A 25818-nucleotide genomic window follows, 5' to 3' on the forward strand; every position below is an offset into this window, starting at 1 on the left:
TGGTGCAAGTTGTAAACAAAAAGCCAGCAAGCTGGCTAGATGTTATTCAGTTCAATTCAATTCTTTTGGATGAACTGTTTTATTATTAGTTTTAATTTTAGAAATTCTACCTTTTTTAACATAGAAAATTCTATCAGCAATTGGTTCAACTAGTGGGTTGTGGGTAACCATAACAATTGTTGTTCCATACTTTTTATTAATATCATATAGGTATGAAAGTACAATTTCAGTAGTAGCTTCATCAAGCGCTCCAGTAGGTTCATCAGCAAAGATAATTTCTGCATTTTTAGCTAGCGCTCTTAAAATTGAAATACGTTGTTGTTGACCCCCTGACATTTGAGAAGGAAATTTATTTTTAATATCAACAATATCGAATTCTTCAAATAATTGGTCAATATCAAGTTTCTTTTCCTTATCAGTTTGTAAGAAAGCTCCTGTTTCTACATTGTCATAACCATTAAGGTTTTGCAATAAGTTGTAGTTTTGGAAGATAAAGCTTACGTGTTTTCTTCTAAATAAAGTAAGTTGGGTATCGCTCATGTAAGGTAAGTTATCATCACAAACAATCACATCGCCACGTGAAGGACGATCAAGCCCCGATATTAGGTTTAGAAGGGTAGATTTACCTCCTCCTGACTTACCAAATATCATAACAAATTCACCTTTTTTAATGCTTAAAGAGATATTTTTAAGCACACGAGTAACACTGTTTCCAGCTAGATAGTATTTAGACACATCACGCACATCTATAATGTTACCATCAAGGTTTTTTAGGTCTTTATGATCATCTTTTGGTCTCTTCTTGCTAGCAGCTTTTCTAAGTTTCTTAGCAATTGATCTATCAACAGTTATTTTATTAGCACCACCATCAGCATCTAATACTTCAAAAACGTTTTTAACAGTAATCTTAACGTCAGAAGTTTTCTTAGTTAAGATTACTTCTTCCATTTGAGTTTCTAAGGTGTTTTCTTGTGTTGTATTGTTTGTTGTAGTAGTTGATTCGTTGTTTTTTTCTTCTGGTTGTAAGTTCATTATTTTCCTTTCAATAAATCAATCGCTTTAATCTTATTAAGTGCGATTCAAGCTAATGAAGCTGTCACGATAAATACAAATAGGATAACTCCAATTGTTAAGAAGGCATTTGCAGCTGTAATTGCAAGTGGGATAGCAATTTTAGCAGCATTCGTTAAGAATGCACTAAAGACTGAAATTAATCCGTATGCAATTGGCAGTGAAATTAGAATTGAAGTTACGATAAATGGTATATAGATGCCAAAGAATATCTTGAGTTTTTCTTTTTCATTGTATCCAAGTACTGCTCAAATAGCAATGTTCTTTTCGTTTTCATTAATTAAGATTGTTGAAATGATAATTAAGATCACAATTGAGACAATGAAGGTTAGGATAGAGATAATTGTAACAACTATTTGTACTGTCTTAGCAATTGTCATTGTATAGTTGACTTCAATGTCCTTAGAATCAATTGAAGCTGCACTAGGTACATAAAGTTTATCTTCAAAAATTCGTGCGAATTTTTGAATGTATTTGGTTGCATCTGCTTTAGCAGCAAGATAACTTTCTTTTAGCGCATTGACATCTTGACTACCACTATAGGTAGGGTTAAAGAATTTAGCAATTTGCACATCGCTATATCCAATATTGCGCATTGCACCATTTACTTTTGAGTTTTCAACTGTTGTAGTTGAACCAAATATTCCATCAAATAATTCACCAATTGATTTGCTTGTTAATCTTTCAGTGTCAAATGAATCAATACTTGCTCAGTAACCACTAATTGAGTATAGTGAAGCAGAGTTTAGAATTTGCATAGGTAGTGGGTTATTTGATAACACCCCATTAAAGGCTGCTCCATTGTTATAAGCTGGGTTATAAGTAATATTATTGATTCCAATAATTTTATCTGCAGCTGCTTTAGGAATTATAAATTCATTATTAATGTATGAAGGGTTAATTCCAGCTACTACAAATTTATAAGTTTTATTTCTAAGTTCTGTCTTATCTTGTCCAATTTCACTATTGATCTTGCTTTGGTAACGATCTACAGTGTTATTAGCTTTAATTTCAATACTTTGTCCAATTCATAATCCATATGATTGAGCTACCACTTCGTTAATAATTAAAGGTATCTTATTGTCATCTGGATTTTGATTGTATTGATCATTAATCTTCTTAAGTAAGTCTTCCCCATTGGTTCCAATGATTTTAACTTCTTTAGAGTCAGGTAAGTAACCATATAATCTAACATTTTGATTATTTGATTTTTCTTTAAGTTCCTTATTCTTAATAGCTACAATGTTAGCATCTACATAAGTATAGATTTCATCATAAATAGGGTTGAAGTATAATCCACCAAATGAAATGAAGAAGTCATTAATTGTTTCAGCTTTAGGGTCCTTAGCAATTGCTTTATCATTATTTTCTGCTATTGTTTTGTAACCTTGTACTAAGAATTCTCTATATGGATCTCTATAGTTTGTTGTATTGATTGCTTTCATATCGTAACCAGTACGTGAGCTATTTAAGGCCATGTAGTAGAATTTTCCATTCATAACGTTATCTTTGTCAGGGAAGTATTCAAAGAAGCCTTCTAGACCAGTAATTGAAGTCTTATTAGAGTCTACTGCACCATATTGGTCATATACAATACCACTTTGGGTTTTTTCTAGAGCTTTTCCAATCTTATCTCTTACCTTAAGAATCCGAGATTTTTGTGAGTCAGGTAATGAGTTATAAACCGAATTTCATGGGTCCACCCCTACCACAGAGTCAATAATGATATTAACTGAGAATTGTGAAATAACATGTCCATCAAATTCGTTTGGATTTCCATTTTTGCCAAGAATATTAACAGCTGTTGAATATCCAGGTTTAAAGTAGTCTGATTGATATTGATCTAATTCAGAGATATTTCCAATTGGCACATATAAATTATTTTCTAGGTTAGTTGATTGATATGGATTAATTGGTCCACCTTCTAAAGTAGGTGAATACAAGTCAAATCTATAGTTGTAATTTCTATTTTGGTAAGTCTTATTAATAGATTCCTCAAACACACCAAAGGTTGCAAATCCAAATAAGGTTGTTAGTGAGGTTAGAATAATACTAATGCCAAATGAAGATAGTTTTCAAAAACTGTTAAATACCAAGGATGCTGAGAATTTACCTTTAACATTTCTCTTCTTAAAGGCTTGCGCATATTTCTTATACACTTCTCCAGTTGCCACTTCGACAATTCCACTCATTAAGTCAATTGATTTAAATCTTAATGAACGTAATGAAACAATAATAATTAATAGTGACATAGCAAAGAGAGGTACAACTATATTAACAAGTAATGAGATTCAAGAGAATGTCAGTGTCTCAATTGGCACAGTTCAATAGTTATCTAGAATCTTTATACCTACCCCTTGGAGTAAGAATCCAGTAATGTATCCTAAAATGTCTCCAATAAAGATAGTAAAGAAGGCAAACACTGTCATTGATAGTGAGATTTCTAAAGGAGTATATCCTTGAGCCACTAAAATACCAATAACCTTGTTTTTGTTTGAAATGTAACGTTTAATAATAAAGATAATTGAGATTGCAACTAGAGTAACTAGAATTGAAAGAAGTACTTTAGCTGAGTAATCAACTGAACGCACAATTCCTTTCATAGCTGTAATTCTAATGCTTCTTTCTGGGTTAAGCATGTCTAGTTCATCATCTAAAAATACCCGTTGGAAGTCATCTTTATTAATTGTTTCAGCTTTAATGATCTTATCTAGTTCATTTTTTAAAGCTACATTAGTTTTAGCAGTTGAGTTTCTTACAAGTAAGTATTCCTTAACCACGTTTCCTCTATAAGCTTGCTTAATTCTGTCAAATCCTTGTGAGTTAACATAAACAATTGCTTGAGATTTAGGGTTAAGTTGTAAGTTGTTTTCATCAAGCACTGGATAAATATTATCGTAGGTTAAATCATCTCCAATAATAATATATTCAGAACCATTAACACTAATTTTGTATTCTTCTGGTAATGCAGCTACTAACGCTAGCATTTGGTTAGGATCTTTTGGTAAAGCACCATTGAAGATCTTCTTCTTATTTCTTTGTAATCAAGCATAGTTAACTTTAGCTATATATGAACCAACTTGGTCATATTTTAGAACATTAGTTAACTTATTAACCCCTGTGATAGTGTTAAAAGTCTTAAGTAGCACATCCATTAAGTTAACTTCAAATGGATTATATTTAACACTTGTATCATTTTTAGTTTTATCAAGTCAGTTATATAAAATGTCATTATCAATAGCTAATGAAACGTCTTTATCACGTTCAAACACTGGGTTAGGCACACTTCTTTTAACTGAAGCTTGAATTAGTTGATAAATATAATCAGGGTTTTGAGCAATTAAGCTTTCGTAGTTAATAACCTTATTAGCCACTAAATAAGCTATATTAGCATTGTTTTTAGCTAAATCACCAACTTTATTTGTATCTGTAAGATATCAAACAATAAATTCAGGGTGGTTCATTACTAAAATGTTTGAGAAGATTAAATCAGGAACTCCAAGAGCAATTAAAGAAGGCATCTTATTGTAATTTGTATCAATTAAGAAGGCAATGTAATCAAAGTTGGCTTGAATTGCTTTATTAGCTAAAACTGAGTTAATAAAGGTATATATTGCATTTGAGTCAGCATTGTCATATTTGTAACTTGTAAAATGCCTATCATCCTCCGCAACTGTTGGAACATCATTTGTAGGCTCTAAAGTAACTTTAGTATATAAGTGTGATGAACCAATATAAGCAAATGCTTTAGTAATATTGATTTCATTTCGCTTAATAAAGGCAGCAAACTTATTATTTTGAGCCACAAATTGAGCTAGAATAGGATTCTTGTAGTTTCCATTTTCATCTGTAGCAAAGAAGTAATTCTTCATTTCAAAGATATTAGCCATTGATCTAGTAATTCCAAATCCTGTAGTTTCATATCCAATAATATTACTTGCTGAAGGTTGGAATAAGTCAAAGCTATTGAAACTATCTAATACTTCTTTATTGTTTGCTAAATCAAGTAAGTTGTTAGCAAATGCAATCTTTTCATCAAATGTATACTTGTCATCTAAATCTGAAGCAAAGATTGAAAGTCAGAATTTATATAATAAATATCCTGTTCCAATTGCAGCAAAATCATCGCTATTTACATTATTTGGTTTAAGGAATTTACCTAAGATTTCTCTTAATAATTGGTAAGTTTGATTTTGTCCAACTGGTACTACATTTTGATATCAAGTAATGATATCAGCTAGAGAAGAATTTTGACCAAGTGTAGGACTAATAGTACTTTGTCTTAGAGCTTCAAAAGCTGCTTGCATACTATTAAGTTTAACTAAGGCTTCAGGAGCTTTAATAATAGGGTCATCACCATCAATACCTAAGATATCATGAGCTAAAGCTTTATCATTATGATCTAGTTTTGTATAGTCAACTTGACTCAGTAGCCCTTGGTCTAAGGCATATTTAAATCTTCTAATAAAAGTATAAATTGAATTAAATCCATATCTATTAAATGGAACTGAGCTAACTGTTGCAGCAGTAGGAGCGCTATTTTCACTTGTAGCAGGTTGCTTAGGTGTTGGAATAGCTCCCAGTAAATCAAAGTATCCTAATTTATCAGTGTCAGCAGCTGGAATTGTTAAGTATCTATCCCCACTGATTTTGATACTTGTACCCTTATCTGATAGGTTTAAAGATCTAATTAATTCTTCTTTAAGACTTCTATTTGAACCTGGAATCGAGAACAGTGCCTTCAGTGTTGCATAAATATAATCAATATTTGAAAGAGAATCAGCTAAGTAGAAGTAGTAAGTTGTAACATTTCTACCTAAAATATAGTTATATGTGAGTGAGCTTGATTGGAATTTTTCAAGTTTAAGTTTAGATTCCAATGTATCAGCAAACATACTAATATCAAAGGCATCAATTAAATATTTAATTCCATCAAGTACGTTTTTAAATTGATCCTTAGTTCCTTTGTAAGCATTAACTTTATTAATAATGTTATTTACAAAAGGAGGCATGTTTTTAAGTACGTAGTATAGAGGGTTGTTATTATCTTCACTATCTTGAATAAATTCAAGATTAATGTTGTTAATAATTTCTTTTAATCCTGATTTCAAGGTGTCTTGATCAATTGATTTAAGTAATCAAATAATCATTTGGTGTGATGAAAGTTTTCTTTGTCTTTTAATTATTCTAGGTTGCCCAGTTTCTGGGTCATTAACAGTTTCTTCTTTAATCTTGTTATATTCATCATTTAAGAAGTTAATAATACTGTCAGTATACTTAACAAAATCTACTGAATTAATAATTTTAATTAAACTATCAATAAATTTAACTGGATCTTTAGTAATACGTACTAAAGCTTGAGGAGTAATGTATTGAGCTAATGTATTTTGTCCAATTAGACCAAAGAAGTTGTATAAAGTTTGAATTTCACTTTCTAAGTATTTTTGTTGTTCTTCAACAGTTGGTTGTTGTAAGACTAAAGCTTTAGCTTTAGCAAAAATGCCAGTTAAGATTTTGTTAACATAATCCCCATTAATGTTGTGAGAAAGCTTGTATAAAGCATCAATTACAAGTTTCGGAATAATGTTTAAGTTAATTTGTCCTGAAGCAAAAACTCCAGCAAAGTCATTCTTATCAAAAGTATATTGAGCTGCATCTGTGATAGCATAAACAGTATCTTTGGTTAAGAATCCTTGTTTTACAAGGTCCATATCTAATAATCCTCTTTGGATATTTTCTATAGCCTTGTTCATAGTTTTTTGGTTAATTGCTTCATTCATGATTTCAGCTAATGGAGCTCTATATCCAAATGGTACATAAACCACGTTATTGAATTCTGAACTCTTTTCTACTCATCCATTTGGATTTAAAGTAGCTTTAAGCACTAAATTATTAGCTTTTAAGAAGTTTAAAATATCACTTGTTGAAATTAATCCATTTTTATGTTTAGCAGCTTCATCAGCATTTGATGCTGTTGAGAAGCTAACTGGCATATTTGTTCAGTAATCTATGTTTCCATCTTTATCATAGACAGGTTTAACTACATAGTAATAGTATCCAGAGCTTGCTTTATAAGTTGTAGTAGTAATTCCTAAATCAGCAAACTTATTAAATTCACTTTCAGGCATATTACTATTTGCATTCTTAACAAAGTGTGCTAACTTATAAACTTTTTGTCCATAAACAGTATTTGATGGCTTATTAGGATTATTGTAATCTACGACAACAAACTTATCAAAGCCATAGTCACATTTAATATAAGTTGGTGAAGGTACTACGTTAGAAGCTGTATTTAATAAGATAATGTAAGAAACGTAGTAATCAAGTTGTTTGGTTTTAAAGAAATCATCAATTTCTAAAGCCATACCATTTAATCCAGTAGGCTTGTCTTTTTCATTAATTAACTTATTAATGTTGTTGGTAATTCCATTAATTTGTTCTTTATCATTTCCAACATTAATAAATTGGAAAACATTTTTTTCTTGAGTCTTTTCATCGAATGAATCAATAGTTAATTGTTGCTTAATACCAATGTTATCAGCCCCAACTTGTTCTTTAACTTTGTTATAAATGTTTTGTTTAACAATTGCTAAAGCACCACTTTTGATTTCATTAAATGTATCATGTAAAATATTTTTATTTACAAGTCTTGTATAAACATTATCACTTAATGTGCTTTCATCAAAGTGTTCAATGAAAGCAATGGTTCTTGGTTTTTGGTATTCATAAGCATTGTAGTTAGGAATTTCTGTTCCACTGTGGTCATCAAATTCAGGCACAGTAAAGGCATCAGGTCTATCTTTAACCACTTCTTTTAATTGACTTGAAAGCTCATCGTATAAAGCTTTATATTGGTCATAAGTAGGATTATTTAATTGCTTAATTTTAGCTTGATATTGATCTAGGATAGCTTGAACTGCTTCAATTAGTTGGCTATATTTAGCATCTGTTTTATTATTGTTAATAAAGTCTTGCGCTAGTATTACAGTTTTATCAATTAAACCTTTAACAAAGGCTAATTTTTCAGCATCAACTGTAGCAACACCATATTGTTGGTTAATAGGTGCTAACATTAAAGGTGTCTTTAAGACTTCATCTTTAGATACAATTGGTTCTTGTTGAGATACCAATTCAGGGTTGCTACTTATAAGCTGCCCATTGGTATCATAATTGTAAATGTAATTTGAAATATTCTTTGATCAGTATGAGAATTCCTTAAATCTAGCAGGAATTGTTTCATTACCTTCAGGGTTACTTTTAATTAAGTGTTCCATGAAAGCAACATAAGCACCTTCTCATTTATCTTTGTATTTAATGTAAGTAGATTCATAAACTTTTCTTTGATAGTAAGTTACAGTTTCTCTTCTAGCAGCCCATTTTAAAGGCACATTATATACTTGTCCTTGATTAAACTGGAAATACTCTTTTTCTACAGTAGTTACATAATCTTTATCTTTTCCAAAGATTTGTTCATAAGCAACAGAATCAGCTAGTTTAGTTTGCATTAATTGTGCTACTGAAGCATTTGCAATATCATTTACTAAAGTAGGTTTAATATTGTTATCTTGCACAAACACTAGTTTTTGATCATTGTAAGGCTTAAATCCCAAAGTAGCAATAAATTCACTAGGTAGTACTTCAATAACTGGAGCTGTTTTCTTTCAGGTTTGACCTTTAATTAAGTTAAATGTGATTTCTTTTGTAAGCACATTAATAAACATGGTTGACACTTGAGAAAGAATTTTGCCTTCTGAAGATTCAGTTACATAGGCAATATCACTAATTTGATATTGCTTATCAAAATGAAGTTGAGTATCTGAAGTAAGTTTGACTTCTTTTTTAGATGGAATAAATGTACCATTTAATTCTTTAGTAAATAAGTCAATTGAATAATTAGAAGCAAGAGTAAAGGTTTTTTTAGCTTGGCTATAGTCTAACTTAAGAACACTGTTTTTAACATCATCACTCTTAAGTAAGTTATACATTTTAATAAAATCAGTTTTCTTAATATAACCATCAGCATAATTTGGATCATCGATAAAGTTTTTAAGTGGAACAAAATCTTCCTCGACTTTACGAAGATCAATAATATCTACAGATTTCTTATAATTATCATCAACATATAAGATTGGCTTATTGTAAGCTTCTGGCAATGCATCAGCTTGCGCTAGTCCATTAATTAAATAACCATCATTATATGCCTTGGCATTTGTTGATAAGTTTAAGTCAATGGTTAAATCATGTGAAATAGACTTATCCTTAATTTTGTTATATTGCAATTTCATTGATTGCGCTGTATCATGTAGCAAAGTAAAAATCCCAGATGTTAGAAACACCAAGATAGTTAAACCTGCTACAGTAGCTTTATTTCTAAATAAAGACCTAAAAACTTCTTTGAAAAGGTTTTTCATATCTCTCCATTCTTTCTTGCTTATAATTTAATATTTTAAATTATAGCTATTTTTTTGCTAGTTAGCTTTTTGGACCAAGCTAGCACCAAAACCAAAATGAAAAATAAAAAAATAACTTTTAGTCCTATAAATTAGGGATAAAAGTTATTTTATAATAAAGAACAGTAATAAAAGACGTCAATACGTTAGAAGTTTTTGTTTTGTGCGAAGCACTAAATTAGTACTTTAGCTATGCTTTTGAGTTATTTTTGTTAGTTTTCATTTTGCTCCAAATTCCATTAATTTCTTACAGATTGAAGCTTTAATTAAGCTATTTAAAATGGGTTCCTAAAGTGGAATAAAAAGAAAAGCTCAAGAACCTTGAGCTAATCTTTAGTATCTATTTATCTAGGAAATCAATTATATCTTGAATCACATGATCTTTGATTTCTTCATGAATGATATCATGTCTGCAATTTGGATAATCAATTGCTTGTAGGTTGGTAAAACCTACACTCTTAAGTTGGTTTTGAGACCATTTTGCACCTTTAAATCCATAAGTTACTGGGTCATCTGAGCCACGGATTAAAAGGATTGGACAGTTATTGATATCTTGGTATCCTTTTGTACCTTTTATTCCTTGCATTAGCTTGAAAATGTCTTTAAAACCAGCAACTCTAAATCCAAGTCCACAGTTTTTATCATCTAAATAAGCTTCAATATTTTGATGGTTTTTTGACATTCAATCAATTGGTGTTTGTGGGTGTTTAATCTTTCTGTTAAATGAAGCAAAGCCTAATACATTAATGGCATTAGAGTAAGCTTCTGGTCCTTTGATTGTTTGTAGTAGCTTGCTTAGTGCTATTCCAAAAGGAATAGCCTTACGGTAAGGTGGGTAACCAGCTAAAATAACTTTTTTATAGTATTTTGATTCAGTTTTTAATAAGTTTCTAATTATTAATGTTCCTAGTGAAAATCCATAAATAATAATTTGCTCTTGATTAAAACGTTTAGCAAATCATTTTGTAATTAGCTTGTAGTCTTCTAATAGCACTTGATCACCATCTTTAGCAGCAAAGAATCCATGAATTGGAGCGTTTGGACCATGACCACGCATATCACTTGTTAGCACTGTATAGCCGGCTAAATTTAATTTATTAGCTAGGTAACTTAATCTGCCTTGGTGCTCTTCCATCCCATGAATTAATTGTACATATCCTTTTGGATTAGGTACTTCATATAAACGCAAAGATAATTTATAACCATCTTGTGCTTCAAGCATAATTTCTTCCATATTTACTCCTTATGTTGTAAAAGCAACATAGAATTACTTATCTTTATTTCTTGCGTCTTCGATTTCTTTAGCTCTTAAATCAAGGTTTGCTTGTTCACGAGCTTTAGCAATTTCTTCTTGTCTAGCTTTAATAGCTTCATCACTATTAAATGTTTTATTTTCACTTTGTTCTGGAGTTGCTTGTCCTGGTTGAGATGTCATTTTAATTAGATCATCTAAGTTTAAAGGTTGTGCATTTTCTTCTTTATGTTCAACCTTTTTAGGAGGCAATTCTAAGTGTGTAGCAATGTAATCAATTTCTTCAGCTACAATTGTTTCTTTTTCTAAAAGTAATGTTTTAATTAACTCTAATAATTTAGGGTTATCTTTAATAACTTGTGTAGCTAATCTCTTAGCTTCAAGCATTATTTTTCTAATTTCTAAGTCAATTTCATGACTAATTTGGTTTGATAATGAAGATGAAGTTGCTAATGTTTTACCTAAGAATGGTGAGCCTTCTTCTTCTTGATATTTAATAGGTCCTAAATCAGACATACCAAATTCAGTTACCATTCTACGAGCAATAGTTGTAGCTTTAGCAATATCATCAGAAGCACCTGTTGAAATTTTATCTTCACCATAAATAATTTCTTCAGCTGCTCTACCACCCATAAAGCTTGCGATAGAAGCTAATAATTCTTCTTTGGTGTAGTTGTATTTTTCATTTTCAGGCATCATTAGGTTGTATCCACCAGCTTGGCCACGTGGAATAATAGTAATCTTTTGAACTTTATTTCCACCTGGTACCTTAATACCAACAACAGCGTGTCCAGCTTCATGGTAAGCAACCATAGTTAATTCTTCACGAGTAATTGTTCTAGATTTCTTAGCTGGTCCAGCCATTACTCTATCGATGGCTTCATCGATTTGATCTCTTGTTATCACTCCAGTATTTTCACGAATAGAAAGTAACACAGATTCGTTAATAACATTTTCTAATTGAGCCCCTGAGAATCCAGGTGTTCTTCTAGCAACGTTGTCAAATGTAATATCACTTGCAAAACGTTTACCCTTAGCATGTAGTTTTAAAATTTCTTCACGTTCTTTTACATCAGGTAATCCAACAGTAATAATTCTGTCAAAACGACCAGGTCTTGTTAGCGCTGGATCAAGAACGTCAGTACGGTTAGTTGCAGCGATGAATAGTAATCCAGAGTTTTCTTTAATACCATCCATTTCAACAAGTAATTGGTTTAAAGTTTGCTCACGTTCGTCGTGACCTCCACCAATACCACTTCCACGAGTTCTACCGATCGCATCTAGTTCATCGATAAACACGATAGCTGGAGCATTTTTTCTAGCTTCAGCAATTACTTGTCTAACTCTTTTAGCCCCCATACCAACAAATAACTCAACAAAGTTAGATGCTGATACGAAGAAGAATGGAACATCTGCTTCTCCAGCTGTTGCCTTAGCAAGTAATGTTTTACCAGTTCCTGGAGGACCTCCAAGTAAAATACCACGAGGCATTCTAGCTCCTGAAACTTCATATTTTTTAGGATTCTTTAAGTAGTCAACAATTTCACTAATTTCTTCAATTGGTTCTTTGTTACCTGCAACATCAGAGAATTTTTTGTCTGATTTAATAATTTGAGCAGGGCTTTTATCACCAAACATACTTGACCCTTGACCATTCATCATCTTCATTTGGTATCTAAATAATAGAACCATAAGTAAAATGAAGATTAAAGTAGGTAAAAATGGCAAGATATATGCAGCAAAGAAACTTTGACTTGGTGCTTGTAGCACGTTATATGTCTTTGTAGCAGCTGCTAAAGTAGGTGCTAGTTTTCCGTTGCTATCAAGTAAGTCAGATAATAAAGCAGTACTTCCACCAGTTGTAAACTTATCTACCACTGGAACTACTTGACTATTTATGACTTCATTATGCACATAAATACCAGATATAGAGTTTTGGTATGGGTTAAATATTATTTCTTGGAAATAGCTTGCATTAGCATCATTCATCTTACTTAAGTTAGCAAGTTTTAACTTGTTTACAAAATCAGATGTAGATCATACTGTAGCAGCATTTACTTTACTTACAATTAAGTAAGTCATAATTCCAAGTACTAATAAAATAACAATAGTTGTTATTATACCAGTCCATCTTTTTTTCTTTTTTGTATCCATTTTGTCCTTTCTTTTTTTATATTTATTAATTATATACTTTTATTTAAAAAAATAATATTAGCAAATGAATTATTTCCTTGCTAATATTATTTGTTGTTTTCAACTATTAAATGACCCTTTTCTTTCTTTATAAAGTCATTATTATCTAATTTGTAAGTTGCAGTTCGATTTTGTGATTGCACAAAATCAACAATAGAACGAATTTTGCCTGATGTTAGATTGATATGATCGTAATTTACATTAATAAACTTATAAATAAGTTCTTCCTTTAAAGTTAATTTTGCAAATAAATCTTGAGAATAAGAGCTTTTTTCTCACTTCTTATATTCATGATCAACTTTCATTTGTCTTACTCTTAATTTATTGTTTTTAACTCTAAAATATCAAACTCAAGCACTTTTTAATAAAACATGATTACGATATGTCATTCTAATTTTATTTCTTGTATATTCTTGCTTTAAGTTTGAAGAGTCAATGTGAAATGGGATGCGTTCATAAATACATTTATGAGCAATATAATCTTTTCAATACTTATTAACATATGGACGATAAACATTCATTCCATAGATCTTATTGTATTTTTTAATTCCGAAAAAGTCTTTTTTTCGATTTGATTCACGTGTCATCATGGCACTTTCAAAGAAATCGTCTTTATTGTGTGCAATTAGTAAATAATTGCAACCTTGAGAGATATAAATTTGTTTAAAGAATTCATATCTTTTTTCACGTGCTCAATCTTCAAAATTCCCACTAGTATAGTCTTCTTTATTTAATTCCAAAATAAAGAGTGGAATTTTGTTTTTTGCACAATATTTTTTAACAATGTCAGTTTCAATACTACTATCATCACGTTGATGATAATTAACATGCGCCACTACAACATTGTACTTTTTGAATCGATCCAGTAAAAACATACTGTCAGAACCACCACTTACTGCTATTAGATATTTATTATTTGAATCTTTTAAAAATTTATTTTTTAGCATTGTACTTGTTCATTACTGTGTAAATATCATTAAAAGCAAATGATATTGCAGCATTAGCAGCGTTATCAAGTATTGGTTCTAATACTTCCATTTGTTCAGGTGTAAATTTACCTAGCACAAAGTCTCTTAAAGCTGATTGATGAGGAGTTGTAATTCCTATTTTTAAACGCTTAAAGTCTTGTGACCCAAGTTCATTTATAATACTAATAACCCCATTATGTGATCCACCAGATCCACCTACTTTTATAGTGCTTTTGCCTAGGGGGTAGTCTTTTTCATCATGAATAACCATTACATCATCAGGAGAAATTTTAAAGAAATTACAAATTCCTGCCACAAATGATCCAGAATCATTCATATAGGTTAATGGTTTTGCAATAATTAAATCATCAACTTTTGCATAAACTCCATTAAATTTATTTTTATTAAGCTCAACTTGTAATTTCTTACAAATTTTGTCAATTGTTAAAAATCCTGCGTTGTGACGAGTAAATTTATATTGATCACCAGGATTTCCTAATCCAACTATTAATTTCATTTATTCTCCTTTTACAAAGTAAGCAAAGTGGGTTAAAATAGGTTTTTCATACACGTTGCTTCTTAAAATAACTTCACCATAATTGGTTTGATTATTTGTCACAATAATTAAGTTTTTCATAGCACGAGAAGTAGCTGTATAAAGTAATTTCTTACTTAGCATACGCTTGTGACTTGGGTGCACTAAAAAGATGATAACATCAAGCTCACTACCTTGAAACTTGTGAATTGTAGTCCCATAAGCAAGGCTTATTTGTTCATTAAACTCACCTTTTGAATACTTAATTGTAGTCTTTCAATTATTTGCACGCTTAAAGGTTACAAATATATGAGAAACTTCTTTTTTCTTGTTTTTTCCTACTGTATATTCAACACTGTCAATATATCCAATGTCTCCATTACAGATATCTTCATCTAGTCTATTTTCAAGTTGAATAACTTTATCTCCAACTCTAAAGTTAACACTACGACCATTTCTTTTATATGATAAAAATGTTTCATTGTCTGGATTAATTTCTTCTTGAATTAATCGATTGATTTCAAACAGTCCAAAATCACCTTTATAGGTAGGACATAGGAGTATAACGTTTTCCAGTCCATGTTTTTCTACTTGTTGTTTATAGATTTGAACTATCTTATCAGTCACTAATTCATCATCAGCTTGATATAAGTCAACTTCATCTTTTTTAAATTCAGGAATTCCATTATTTTTAATTTCAGTAAAGTGTTTTCAAATTGAAACAGAATCACTTCTGAAAAATTCATCCAGGAAAGTTACTGAAAACTTATTAGATCTAATAATTTCTCTAAGTAAATCTCCAGGCCCAATTGGAGGTAATTGGTCTACATCACCAATTAAGATAATCTTTTCAAGTGCAGGACAAGCATTTAATAACTTATCAAATAAGTTAATATCAACCATTGAAAACTCATCAATTACTATTACTTTCATTTCTTTTAATGTTTCTAGATGGTCAAGTGAAATTTCTTCTGAAGTATTAGCAATTCTTAAGAAACTATGAATTGTTCTAACTCTGCTATTAATTTTAGATGTAATATTAGTTGCAGCCCTACCAGTAGGCGCTAAAATTGCATAATCTACATCTAAAGTTAGCTCACTTTTTTCTAAAGTATCAAAGATATGTTTGATTATAAAAGTTTTTCCTGTTCCAGGTCCACCTGAAATAATTGAAACATTAGAATTAATAAAGTTATAGTACCCTTGTTTTTGATTTTGTGATAGTTGACTTAATTCGTAATCACTTTTAGCTTTTAATTCAATTTTATTTGGCATTGAAGCAAGGAATTTAAGCTTAGCAGCAATGAATTTTTCTTTATCAACTGTTTGCTTACGAGATAAATACACATTGTGGTTTTGGTCAAATGATTTAACTAACTTATCATGTGCAGCTAGATATTCAATATATTCGTAAATACGAGTTATATCGTAATCAAATATAAATCTTAATTGTTCAACGATATATTCATATGGGATTAGTGTTGAATTATCATTTTCAAGTTGTTCCATAATATCGTCTAAATAAGCCTCAAAACGATTAATAGAACCTAAATCTCAACCTATTTCTATTGCAAACTCATCAATAACTGGAAGTGAAGGATAAACCTTGTTTAAATACAGTAAATAAGGGTTTTGATTCTTATAATAATCCACAAAATCCATTTCTTCATTTTTATGGTGTTTTTTAAGCGCTTCTAGCAAATCAGACATGTTTCTTGAATAAAAGAATTGAATATTATTATGTTCTTCATCAGAAACACCCATTAAAGCTTTAATTCTTGGCTCGTTATCATTGTAATATTTCACTAATGAATTTAATTGCTTACTGCTCATTACTGAAAGTAATTTTTCTTCATTAATTTCTAAATCAGCAACCATCTTAAATAAGTTGCCTCCAAAAGCATCAACCATCTTTTTAGCTGACATTTTTCCAACATTTGGAACATTTTTTGAAATTAGATCTTCTCAATTAATTTCTCTTTCTTCCATGATTGGTACATATGCTTTTAAAATAAATGAGTTTTTATTTTTAGGACTTTCACTAACTGTAATTTCATACTCAGTAAATAGATCAGGAACATTACCCCTACAATAAACAGGATAGTTCATATTTGAACTATCCGATCTGAATAATAAAAACGCTCAATTTTGGTCTTTTGAGCCACTTAAAATCTTTGCAAATTTTCCTCTAAATACTGATTCTGCCATAATTATTTAAATTATAATGTTTTTATTTTTTTATATTACTAAAAAATATTTTAATACCTAGGTAACTATCTATAGTTATCCACAAGTTTATCCACTTTTTAATCTGTGGATAAGTCTTTTTTATTCACAAGTAAATAAAATTATTTTCCAGTAATTGTGGAAAATTACTTTTATGCCTATTTTATAGGGCTGTAGCTTGTGAATAAGGTTGTGGATAAAGTGACTTTTATTCTATTAAATATATATTTATTAACATACTATTTAAAAACTTATAAAATTTAAGCATGAATATATTAGAAAAAAACGACGAAATCGATAATGACACAGTTAAACTGAATGTTTATAACGATGTTTTTGTTGAGTATATGAAAAACGAAGTTCAAGATAATATGCTCTTTAGAACATTTTTTAAAAACTTAAAAATTATGTCATTTGAAAATAATGAGGTTATAATATTTTTCCCAAAAGTTTATCCAGATCTGCATAACTTTAAAAAATATTATAATGACACATTTGTTAAAGCTGTTAACGAGGTGTTTGGAGAAGGGGTTTCTTTTAAGATTGTTGATAAAGAACATTTAGAAGCTGCCAAGACTGCTGAGAAAGCAATCAAGAAAGCTGATAACTTAATTAAGAAATCAAATCAAACAAATCCACAATATACTTTTGATAATTATGTTGAAAGTAAATTCAATCGTGAAGCTTTAAATATATGTAAAACTATTGCTGATGGGGAATACACATTTAATGTCTTGTTTATTTCTGGTAATTCTGGTTTAGGTAAAACACACTTACTCAAAGCATTGGAAAATAGCTTTATTGAACAAGGTAAAAAGGTATTTTTAGTTAACCCTAATACCTTTACTAATTCATTAACAAGCTTACTAAAAGAAAACGATCAAAAGAAGTTACTTTCAATCCACAAAAATTTAGTTTATAACTATGACTTAGTGTTATTTGATGATTTCCAACTCTTTGGAGAAGGGAATAAAAAATCCACTAAGGACTTTATTTTCCAAATTTTAGATGGTCGGATGGAACGTAATAAGATTACTGTTTTTTGTAGCGATAAAGATATTAATCAAATTTCTTCAATGTTTGATAATCGTTTAATCACTCGTTTTCAATCAGGATTTATTACTAAGATCAAGCAACCCGATATTGATGATTTATCAAAATTACTTGACTTTTTCTTAGATGATATTGATCTAAGTAATGACTTAATTTCAGAAGAAGCCAAAGAATTTATTATCCGTAATCACACAGCTTCAATTAGAACACTACTTGGTGCTGTTAAACGGATCTCACATTACAAACAAGATATATTAAACACACCACAAGAGTATGTTTATAAAACAATTACCAATATTTTTGAAGATGTTATTCAACAACAAGAAAATATTACACCAGATATTATTATTAAAGCTGTTTCTAAGTATTATAAAATACCAGCTAAAGATATTTTATCTAACTCAAGAAAAGCTGAAATAGTAGTAGCTCGTCATATCGCTATGTATATGATCTCAATTCAGTTAGATTATTCTTCAACTGAACTTGGAAAAGTATTTAAAAAGGATCATTCAACAGTTTTAAATGCTTTACGTAAGTTTAAAGAGTCAGATGATGAGTCTTTAAAGCGTACAATACAAGAACTTAAAAATCAGATTTATAAAATTAATTAACAAGATATCCACAAGATACAATTTAGCCAAAAATGAGCAAAAAGTTCATATTTAGCAATTATTAAGGCTAAAATAAAACATTTTGGAGTTATCCACATATCCACAAGATATATTATTTATATAAAGGAGGTTTTATGAAATTCACAATTTCTAAACCTAAAATTGACCAACTAGTAGAATTCTTATCTACATATATAGATAGCAATGATACATTTATTCCATTTAGATGTATTTATATGAGTATTGATTCAGAAAATTTAACTTTAATCGGAGCTTCTTCTACACTAGCAGCTAGAAAAGTTATTCCAGTAGATAATAGAGAAATTACAGTTGAAAGATCAGGTAAATTTTATTTATCAGCTAACTTATTAAGAAACATTATTAAAAAATTTGATAAAGAAATTACATTTGATGCTAATGAAAACTTAATTAATATTTATGAAGAATCTACTTTATTTACTTTAACAGCATTAAATGCAGGAGTATATCCAAGAATTGATTTTGAAGATACAGATAACAGAGTATCTATTAATTCACATTTATTTGAAAAAGTTATTTCTGACGTTTCTACATCTACTAGTGCCTCAAATGATAGATTAAATTCATTAATATATAAATGCATTAATATTTCTGCTAATAACTCAGCACAATTAAGATTCTTAGCTACAGATTCATATAGATTATCAACTGAAATCATTCAAGTTGATAAACCAGTCACAATTGATTTAACGATTGATGCAAGAAATCTTAAAAAACTTATTACAAAAGATGCACCAGAAAAAGTTGACTTCTTCTTTAATAAAGATAGAATAGGAATTGCTTATGAAAACACAGTAATTTGAACTTCAGTTAATAAAGGACAATATATTGATGTTTCATCACTATTCCAAGTTAAATACACTAGAAACTTTAAAATCGAACGTGAAGAGTTATTAAGAACCTTAAATAAAGCTTTATTCTATCAAACAGAAAAAGACAAAAAGATGGAATTTTACTTCGAAAATCATGACCTTAAGATTATTTACGAAGTGCCTGAAATTGGGACTGCAAATGCTGTTTCTAATGCTTTAGAAATAGTTGAAGGTAAAGGTGCTCAAATTGATTTCAATTATACCTATGTAAAAGATGCTGTTTCTGCTTTAGATTCAGGAATGTTAAATATCTTTATCTCTCAAAATGAAGATAAAATCCTATTTATTTCAGAAAATGATCCTAACCACATTCAATTAATCACACCTATGAGAAAGTTCTATAACAAATAATGACAATTAAAATCACAGGTGATAGCATTAAACTATCTCAATTCCTTAAAAAAATAGATGAAATTGATACAGGTGGAGCAGCAAAAGAATTCATTAAATATAATGAAATTAAAATTAATGGTCAAGTGCCAAAAGGAAGAAGTTCAAAAATTAAAATAGGTGATATAGTTTGAATTAATGATTCACTTTACACTATTGCTGCAGCAGATACAGATGACAAATAAGCCTACGCCATTGGCTTATTTTTTATATAAAAAAAGAAAGATACAGCCTTAACTGTACCTTTTAAATTAGCCATTTAGTTATTTGTTTGTGTTTGTAGTTGAAGCTTTAGGTGTAAATACTCACCCTTCTTTTTCAAGTAATTGATTAATCTTGTTAAAGTCAAATTTGCTTGAGCCAACTGCTTGTTTTACTCAGCTACCGTATGAAGTGTTTCCTGGGATTAAAACGTAACTTGCAGCAAAGTCTTCGTTTTCTCATGCTTTTTTAGCAGCATCATAGTAAACAGATTTAACTTCTAAACTATCGTTTCCAAATAATTTACCATAGTTTAATTCTTTGTTTCTAAGAGCAGCAACAACTTCTTTGTTTGTGATGTTAGGTGTTTTACTAAAGTTATCATTAAAGTCAGAAATATCATCACCAACACGCATAACAACTTTAAATTGTGCTTGGACATTATCAATTGATAATTTGTGTGTGTTGATTCAGTGCATTCTTTCTTCTTTTGAAACTCTTACATTTCTGTGAGCTTGGTCAAATGTTTTAGCATCAACTTTGTCCATTCCTTGCATTCACCAGATTCAATCAGGCATTAATTTAGCATCTAATCCTAATTTAACTAAGTTATCTAATGATGGTTGAATTTGAGGACCTTGGTCTCTGTTAGAGTTGAACATAACAACTCCACCTTTATCTCAAACGTGTTTAATGAAGTCGATAGCTCCAGCAACTTCTGTAGAAATAGCTTGTGATACGAAGTCTCCTCATAATGCTGGTGAGAAGAATGTGTTGTGTGTTACTAAGTAGTTTTGGAAAGCAAAGTTATTTAAAACTGTTTCATCTAGATCCATGAATACAACAGGGATAAATTTACCTTCTTCTGTAGCTGTAACAATTACTTTTTCACCATCTTTGTTGATGTTTTTTAAAGCAACATTAGGTTGTGTAACCATTTTGTCAAATAATCTTGTTGCTTCAGCATAAACTTCACGTCCCATTGCTTCTTTTTCGGCTGAGATACTGTTTCATGCATTTGAAGATGCAAGTGAAACAGTGTTGTAACGATCAACAGCAGCTTGTAATTGACCTTCAACAGCAGCTTTATCAGCTTTGATTTTTTCAATTTCTTTTGTTAATTCTTCAACTTTTTTTGATTCTGTATCATTACATGAAACAACTGCAGCAACTGGTGCAATTGCGATACCAGCAGCAGCTAGTGACATGAATGATTTTGTAATTTTATTCATTTTTTTCTCCTTGTAAATAAATCATTACGATTAAATACTATCACTTCTATAGACCTGTATAGCAAAATAAAAAAATGTGGAAATTTTTTGTTCCACATTTTTAAAAATCAGCAAAAAATAAAGAAAATAGTGTAACTAGTACACTACTTAATAACTTCCATACCCATATAAGGTACTAATACTTTAGGAACTGTGATGCTTCCATCAGCATTTTGATAAATTTCTAAGATAGCAGCAATAACTCTATCTACAGCAAGACCTGAACCATTCATTGTGTGAGCATATTGAGTTTTACCTTCAGCATCTCTGTATCTAATCATAGCTCTACGAGCTTGGAAATCACCCATGTAACTTACAGAAGAAGTTTCTCTATATCTTTCTTCTGAAGGTAATCATAATTCAAGATCAATTGTTTTACGTGATGAGAATCCTAAATCACCTGTACATAATAATAATTCACGGTAAGGGATTTCAAGTTTTTCTAAAACATCTTTAGCATCTTCTAGCATTGCTTCAAATTCTTTAATAGCATCTTGTTCATTTGTAACTTTAACTAATTCAATTTTCTTAAATTCGTGTTGTCTTAAGATTCCACGAGTATCTTTACCTGATGAACCAGCTTCTGATCTGAAGCATTCTGTGTATCCTGTAGCTCTAAAAGGTGTGCTTAAGTCAACGATTTCATCATTATAGATGTTTGTTAATGTAACTTCAGCTGTAGGGATTAAATATTCATCAGCACCATCAATTTTATATAGGTCTTCTTTAAATTTAGGTAATTGACCTGTTCCATATAACATTTTTTCTTTAACAATTACAGGTGTGTTGAATTCGTTATATCCTTTTGATGTATGTAAGTTAAGCATAAAGTTAATTAATGCTCTTACAAGTCTTGAACCAGCGTTTTTATAAACAACTGAACGAGAACCTGATAATTTAACAGCACGTTCAAAGTCAATAATGTCTAAGTTTTTAGCAATTTCATAGTGAGGTAATACACCTTTAACTAATCCACGTCCTAAATTTGGATGTTCAGCTAAAACAACATTATCGTTTTCGTCTGCACCTACTGGTACTTCAGGTAAAGTTTCATTAGGAATTTGTAAAATTAATTCTTCAATTCTGCTATTTAAAGCATCAGCATCAGCTGTAAGTTGAGCTTCTTGCACTTTGATTTGAGCAATTTGTTCTTTTAATTGAGCAAGAGCTGCGGGTTGATTTTTTAATGTTCCAAATTCTTTTGATAATTTTGCAAGTTCAGCTTTTTTCATTTGAGCTTGATTCATCATTTGTCCACGTTGTTTAGCAAGTGAAACAAATTCGTCATAAATTTTTACGTCAAAACCTCTATTTTCTAGGTTTTTTCTAACTTTTTCTTCATTGTTTAAAACATATTTTAAATTTAACATTTAAACCTCTTATTCTAATGTGGATATTATACAACAATTTAAACAGAATATAGACCTTACAAAAATGGCTTTTGTATTTTTGCTCACATTTACATGCTTGGAATTACTAAAAGCCAATGGTTTTTATTTTAATGTCTAGGACAAAGGTATAAAAAAATTTAATATATTATCCTTCTTGAATTTCAAAAACTTAAATCTAAAAAAGAAAGGTGAAATAAGATAATTTTTAATTTTTCTACTAGTTATATATAAGACATGATGGCGGGTAAAGAATGCTGATTAAGAATTTTATAAATAGGTTAAATATTTTTTGATGTAGTAAGAGGGCTAAAGTTTTGAGTTTTAAAATATTTTTCGTTCAGGTGAAGAAGTAAGAAATTTTTGTTTCTAGAAATAAGTTCTAAAAGGGTTAAAAAATAGCTAAAATACTAGCCTTTTTTGTGTGCATTAAAAATAGGCTTTTTGTGTATAATATAAACACGCTTATATAATTATTGAAAAATCATCACAATAGGAGGAGAAAATATGAGTAAAAGAACTTACCAACCAAACAAGCGTAAACATGCTAAAGTACATGGTTTCAGAGCTAGAATGGAAACAGCTAACGGAAGAAAAGTATTAGCTAGAAGAAGAGCTAAAGGTAGAAAAAGATTAACAGTTTCTGATAAATAATTTCTAAAATGAAAAAACAATATCGACTTAGAAAAAACTGAGAATTTAACAATGTATTAAACTCAGGCAAGAAAAATTGTCTGGCGAATAAATATCTAATTGTTTATTCAATAAAAAGCAAGGCTTTTAGAGCTGGAATAACAGTTCCTAAAAAGTTTGCTAATGCAGTTGGTCGTAATTTATACAAGAGACAATTAAGAGCAATAGTACATGAATTAGATTTATATGACTTAAATTATGATTTTGTATTAATTGTTCGCAAAGATTTTATTGAAGCAGATTATGCAACCAAAAAGGAAGCAATTGCTAAAATCTTTGAGAAATTTAGGAAAAATGAAAAAAGCAAACAATAATTTTCAATATTTTACCAATAGTAATGATCCTAAAGAAAAAAGAAAAGAAGGATGAAAGAAATTTTTAAAATGATTTAAGATCGTCTTCTATGTCTTTGTCTTTGGATTAACAATTACAGGGTGTGTTCAAGCGTTTGCATTAAAAAATTCATATAACGTAGGGAACGGGATTGAGTTTTATAGAAATCCAAACGACATCGCCCCTAGAGTTAATACTTTAAAAGAAAAAGAAGAAAAAATTGATTATGTATCTAATGAAAAAAGTGACAATAAGCAAGAATTAAATTACACTTATAACTTACTTACAAATGATACAGAAGCCAACTTCTTCTTACGTGATTCTAAAGTCTTAGAAGCACTAAGAAAACAAACTGAAGCAAATGGTGGGACATATGCTGATCCAGGAAAATATTTAGTTGCTTTCCAATTACCAAATGCTAAATCTTTAGCAGATTTAAACTTAGATACAGCTAAAAATAGTATCTTTGGAACAAAAGTAAATGGAAATGAAACTCCAAAATATTTATTTAGATCACAAACATCACCACAATACCAATATGTTTCAAATGCAAAAACAAGCGATATTTATGTATTTGCTTACAAATACGAAGCAGAAGGTGATAAAAAAGGACAATTACTAGGAAACATGGACCAACTTTTCCTTGTACAAGCAAGTCAAACTATGCAAGTTACAGATAAAGATGGTAAAGTTTCATCAGTAATAGTTCCAATCAAGGATTCGAATGGAAATATCTTAATTTCTAATATTTCAGGTGTACAAAAAGTTAATACACCAGACAATATTGTAGTTAATGATAAGAAAACTAACCTTGCAGAAGCTCAATATAACGCAAACAGAATGTTTGCAAGAGATATCCTTCAAGTATTTTATGAATACTCATTTGGTGAAGGCTCAAAATTCGCTCAAGAATTAGGAAGTACACCATCACAATTCATTAAAAATCTTGTAGATGGATTATCTGAAGAACAAAAGAGTGGTCAAGAAAATGGTGGGGATGGAAAAACTCCATTATTCGCCATTACACCAAAACAATATAGTTTATTACTTCAATATCAAAAAACTATGACTGAATACTTAGGTCAATTGCAATTCTTCAACAGAAGTCCTGAAAATGCAACAAATTGATTTAATGAATATCAAAAATTAGCCAAAGTTAATAAATTTGATTACAACAATAATATTCTATATTCACAAAATGGTGCTGTAGTACCATTTGCTGGTGACTATGCTATTCAACCTATTACCACTTGAGGTGAAGCTTGAGAATATGGTCCATTCTATGGATTATTAGTTTATCCACTTTCTGTCTTAATCCAATCATTACGTCAAGCAATGCCTGGATGAGATGGATGAGCTTCAATTATCGCTATTTTAATCGCTATTATACTAACACGTTTAATTGGTCTAGCTATTACATTTAGAGCTACTGTTATGCAACAAGTAATGGAAGAACTAAAATACAAAAAAGCTGCCATCGAAGCCAAATACAAAGGCTTAGAGCAAAACAAAGCTATGAAGATGAAAAAACAACAAGAACTTTCAGCTTTATATAATAAGTATAATATTAACCCTGCCGATCAGTTCGGAACTATGATACTTTCAATGCCAATTTTCTTCGCTATGTGAAGGGTTATTCAAAGTATTCCAGAAATTAAGGAAACCACATGACTTGGTGTTAACTTCGCTTCTATCTCATACAAGAGACTATTTGATGGACAATTAGCCTACTTATGAGTGCTAGCTGCTGTTATTATCTTCCAAATTCTTTCTATGTTGATTCCAAGAATCTTAAACAAGAAGAAATTCAAGAGAAGAACAACAATTGCTGAAGCTGAAGCCTTGAAGAAATCAGAAAGAACTCAACGTATTATGATGATTGTATTCACTGTAATTACTGTTATGTTCTCAGCTGGTGTGCAAGTATATTGAATTTTCGGTTCTATCTGAACAATCTTACAAACGATTGCAATTCACTACTTAACCCAATCAAGATGATTCAAACAAAAGTACATGCCTAAAACCTTAAAGAAATAATTTAAAGATCTAGCCTTGGCTAGATTTTTTTATCTTGCTCATAGGCTTAAAGGTTATTTAGCACCAGAAAATAAGCTAATGATAATTTAGGTGTAAGTTATGTTATAATAAAGCTACTCTTGACTAGAGAAAAAAATAAAAATATATTTTGAAATTTTAAATTTTGATATATACTTTTATCAAGTGATTATAGCAGAGGGGATCACCTGATACCATTCCGAACTCAGTAGTTAAG

At 30.0% G+C, this 25818-nt stretch carries 15 protein-coding genes; 6 read left to right on the plus strand and 9 right to left on the minus strand.

All coding sequences use genetic code 4. The features are described from left to right. Positions 1–42: 42 nt before the first annotated feature. The 7 genes from ACNQ2T_RS02830 to ACNQ2T_RS02860 all read right to left on the minus strand — a co-directional run bounded on the left by ACNQ2T_RS02830 (position 43) and on the right by ACNQ2T_RS02860 (position 16677). Complete coding sequence (locus tag ACNQ2T_RS02830; RefSeq protein WP_416755399.1) at positions 43–1032, minus strand: ABC transporter ATP-binding protein; 990 nt, start codon at positions 1030–1032, stop codon at positions 43–45. Further along, the gene (locus tag ACNQ2T_RS02835; RefSeq protein ID WP_418035913.1) at positions 1032–9482 is read right to left on the minus strand and encodes an ABC transporter permease; all 8451 of its coding nucleotides are present in this window, start codon (positions 9480–9482) and stop codon (positions 1032–1034) included. The genes ACNQ2T_RS02830 and ACNQ2T_RS02835 overlap by 1 nt, the downstream gene beginning before the upstream one ends. A gap of 379 nt (positions 9483–9861) precedes the next feature. Beyond that, complete coding sequence (locus ACNQ2T_RS02840) at positions 9862–10755, minus strand: alpha/beta fold hydrolase (RefSeq protein ID WP_418006380.1); 894 nt, start codon at positions 10753–10755, stop codon at positions 9862–9864. Between the two features lie 33 nt (positions 10756–10788). Next, the gene (ftsH, locus tag ACNQ2T_RS02845; RefSeq protein ID WP_418018294.1) at positions 10789–12927 is read right to left on the minus strand and encodes an ATP-dependent zinc metalloprotease FtsH; all 2139 of its coding nucleotides are present in this window, start codon (positions 12925–12927) and stop codon (positions 10789–10791) included. 86 nt (positions 12928–13013) lie between these two features. Next, positions 13014–13913: a tRNA lysidine(34) synthetase TilS gene (gene tilS, locus ACNQ2T_RS02850; RefSeq protein ID WP_418035916.1), complete on the minus strand. Its 900-nt coding sequence runs from the start codon at positions 13911–13913 to the stop codon at positions 13014–13016. Next, complete coding sequence (gene pth, locus ACNQ2T_RS02855; protein WP_416755406.1) at positions 13900–14451, minus strand: aminoacyl-tRNA hydrolase; 552 nt, start codon at positions 14449–14451, stop codon at positions 13900–13902. Before pth ends, tilS begins: the two co-directional genes overlap by 14 nt. Further along, entirely contained in the window at positions 14452–16677 is a 2226-nt protein-coding gene (locus tag ACNQ2T_RS02860) for an ATP-dependent DNA helicase (protein WP_418035918.1), read from the minus strand. Positions 16678–16961: 284 nt separating this feature from the next. Between ACNQ2T_RS02860 and ACNQ2T_RS02865 the strand changes: the two genes are divergently transcribed. The 3 genes from ACNQ2T_RS02865 (at position 16962) to ACNQ2T_RS02875 (ending at position 19845) form a co-directional block, all read left to right on the plus strand. Further along, positions 16962–18359 carry a DnaA ATPase domain-containing protein gene (locus ACNQ2T_RS02865; protein WP_416755409.1) on the plus strand — a complete coding sequence of 466 codons (1398 nt, stop codon included), beginning with the start codon at positions 16962–16964 and terminating at the stop codon, positions 18357–18359. 134 nt (positions 18360–18493) lie between these two features. Then, the gene (locus tag ACNQ2T_RS02870) at positions 18494–19621 is read left to right on the plus strand and encodes a DNA polymerase III subunit beta (RefSeq protein ID WP_418006374.1); all 1128 of its coding nucleotides are present in this window, start codon (positions 18494–18496) and stop codon (positions 19619–19621) included. Next, the gene (locus ACNQ2T_RS02875; RefSeq protein ID WP_416755411.1) at positions 19621–19845 is read left to right on the plus strand and encodes an RNA-binding S4 domain-containing protein; all 225 of its coding nucleotides are present in this window, start codon (positions 19621–19623) and stop codon (positions 19843–19845) included. Before ACNQ2T_RS02870 ends, ACNQ2T_RS02875 begins: the two co-directional genes overlap by 1 nt. A gap of 78 nt (positions 19846–19923) precedes the next feature. Here the strand turns inward: ACNQ2T_RS02875 and ACNQ2T_RS02880 are convergent, their stop codons facing one another. Both ACNQ2T_RS02880 and serS read right to left on the minus strand, forming a co-directional pair. Further along, positions 19924–21093, minus strand: coding sequence for an HAD family acid phosphatase (locus ACNQ2T_RS02880; RefSeq protein WP_418035920.1), 1170 nt, complete (start codon positions 21091–21093; stop codon positions 19924–19926). 143 nt (positions 21094–21236) lie between these two features. Next, positions 21237–22502 (minus strand): serine--tRNA ligase, encoded by a 1266-nt coding sequence (gene serS / locus ACNQ2T_RS02885; protein WP_416755414.1) that lies wholly within the window; start codon positions 22500–22502, stop codon positions 21237–21239. A gap of 525 nt (positions 22503–23027) precedes the next feature. Here serS and rpmH point away from each other — a divergent pair. Genes rpmH through yidC form a run of 3 tightly spaced genes read left to right on the plus strand, consistent with a single transcriptional unit; the run spans position 23028 to position 25583 of the window. Further along, positions 23028–23174 carry a 50S ribosomal protein L34 gene (gene rpmH / locus ACNQ2T_RS02890; protein ID WP_416738532.1) on the plus strand — a complete coding sequence of 49 codons (147 nt, stop codon included), beginning with the start codon at positions 23028–23030 and terminating at the stop codon, positions 23172–23174. Between the two features lie 8 nt (positions 23175–23182). Further along, entirely contained in the window at positions 23183–23527 is a 345-nt protein-coding gene (gene rnpA, locus ACNQ2T_RS02895) for a ribonuclease P protein component (protein WP_416755415.1), read from the plus strand. After that, the gene (gene yidC, locus ACNQ2T_RS02900) at positions 23508–25583 is read left to right on the plus strand and encodes a membrane protein insertase YidC (RefSeq protein ID WP_418035922.1); all 2076 of its coding nucleotides are present in this window, start codon (positions 23508–23510) and stop codon (positions 25581–25583) included. Before rnpA ends, yidC begins: the two co-directional genes overlap by 20 nt. Positions 25584–25818 lie beyond the last annotated feature (235 nt).

Origin of the sequence: Mycoplasma haliaeeti (assembly GCF_048284645.1) — a bacterium.
Classification (GTDB): domain Bacteria; phylum Bacillota_I; class Bacilli_A; order Mycoplasmatales; family Metamycoplasmataceae; genus Mycoplasmopsis.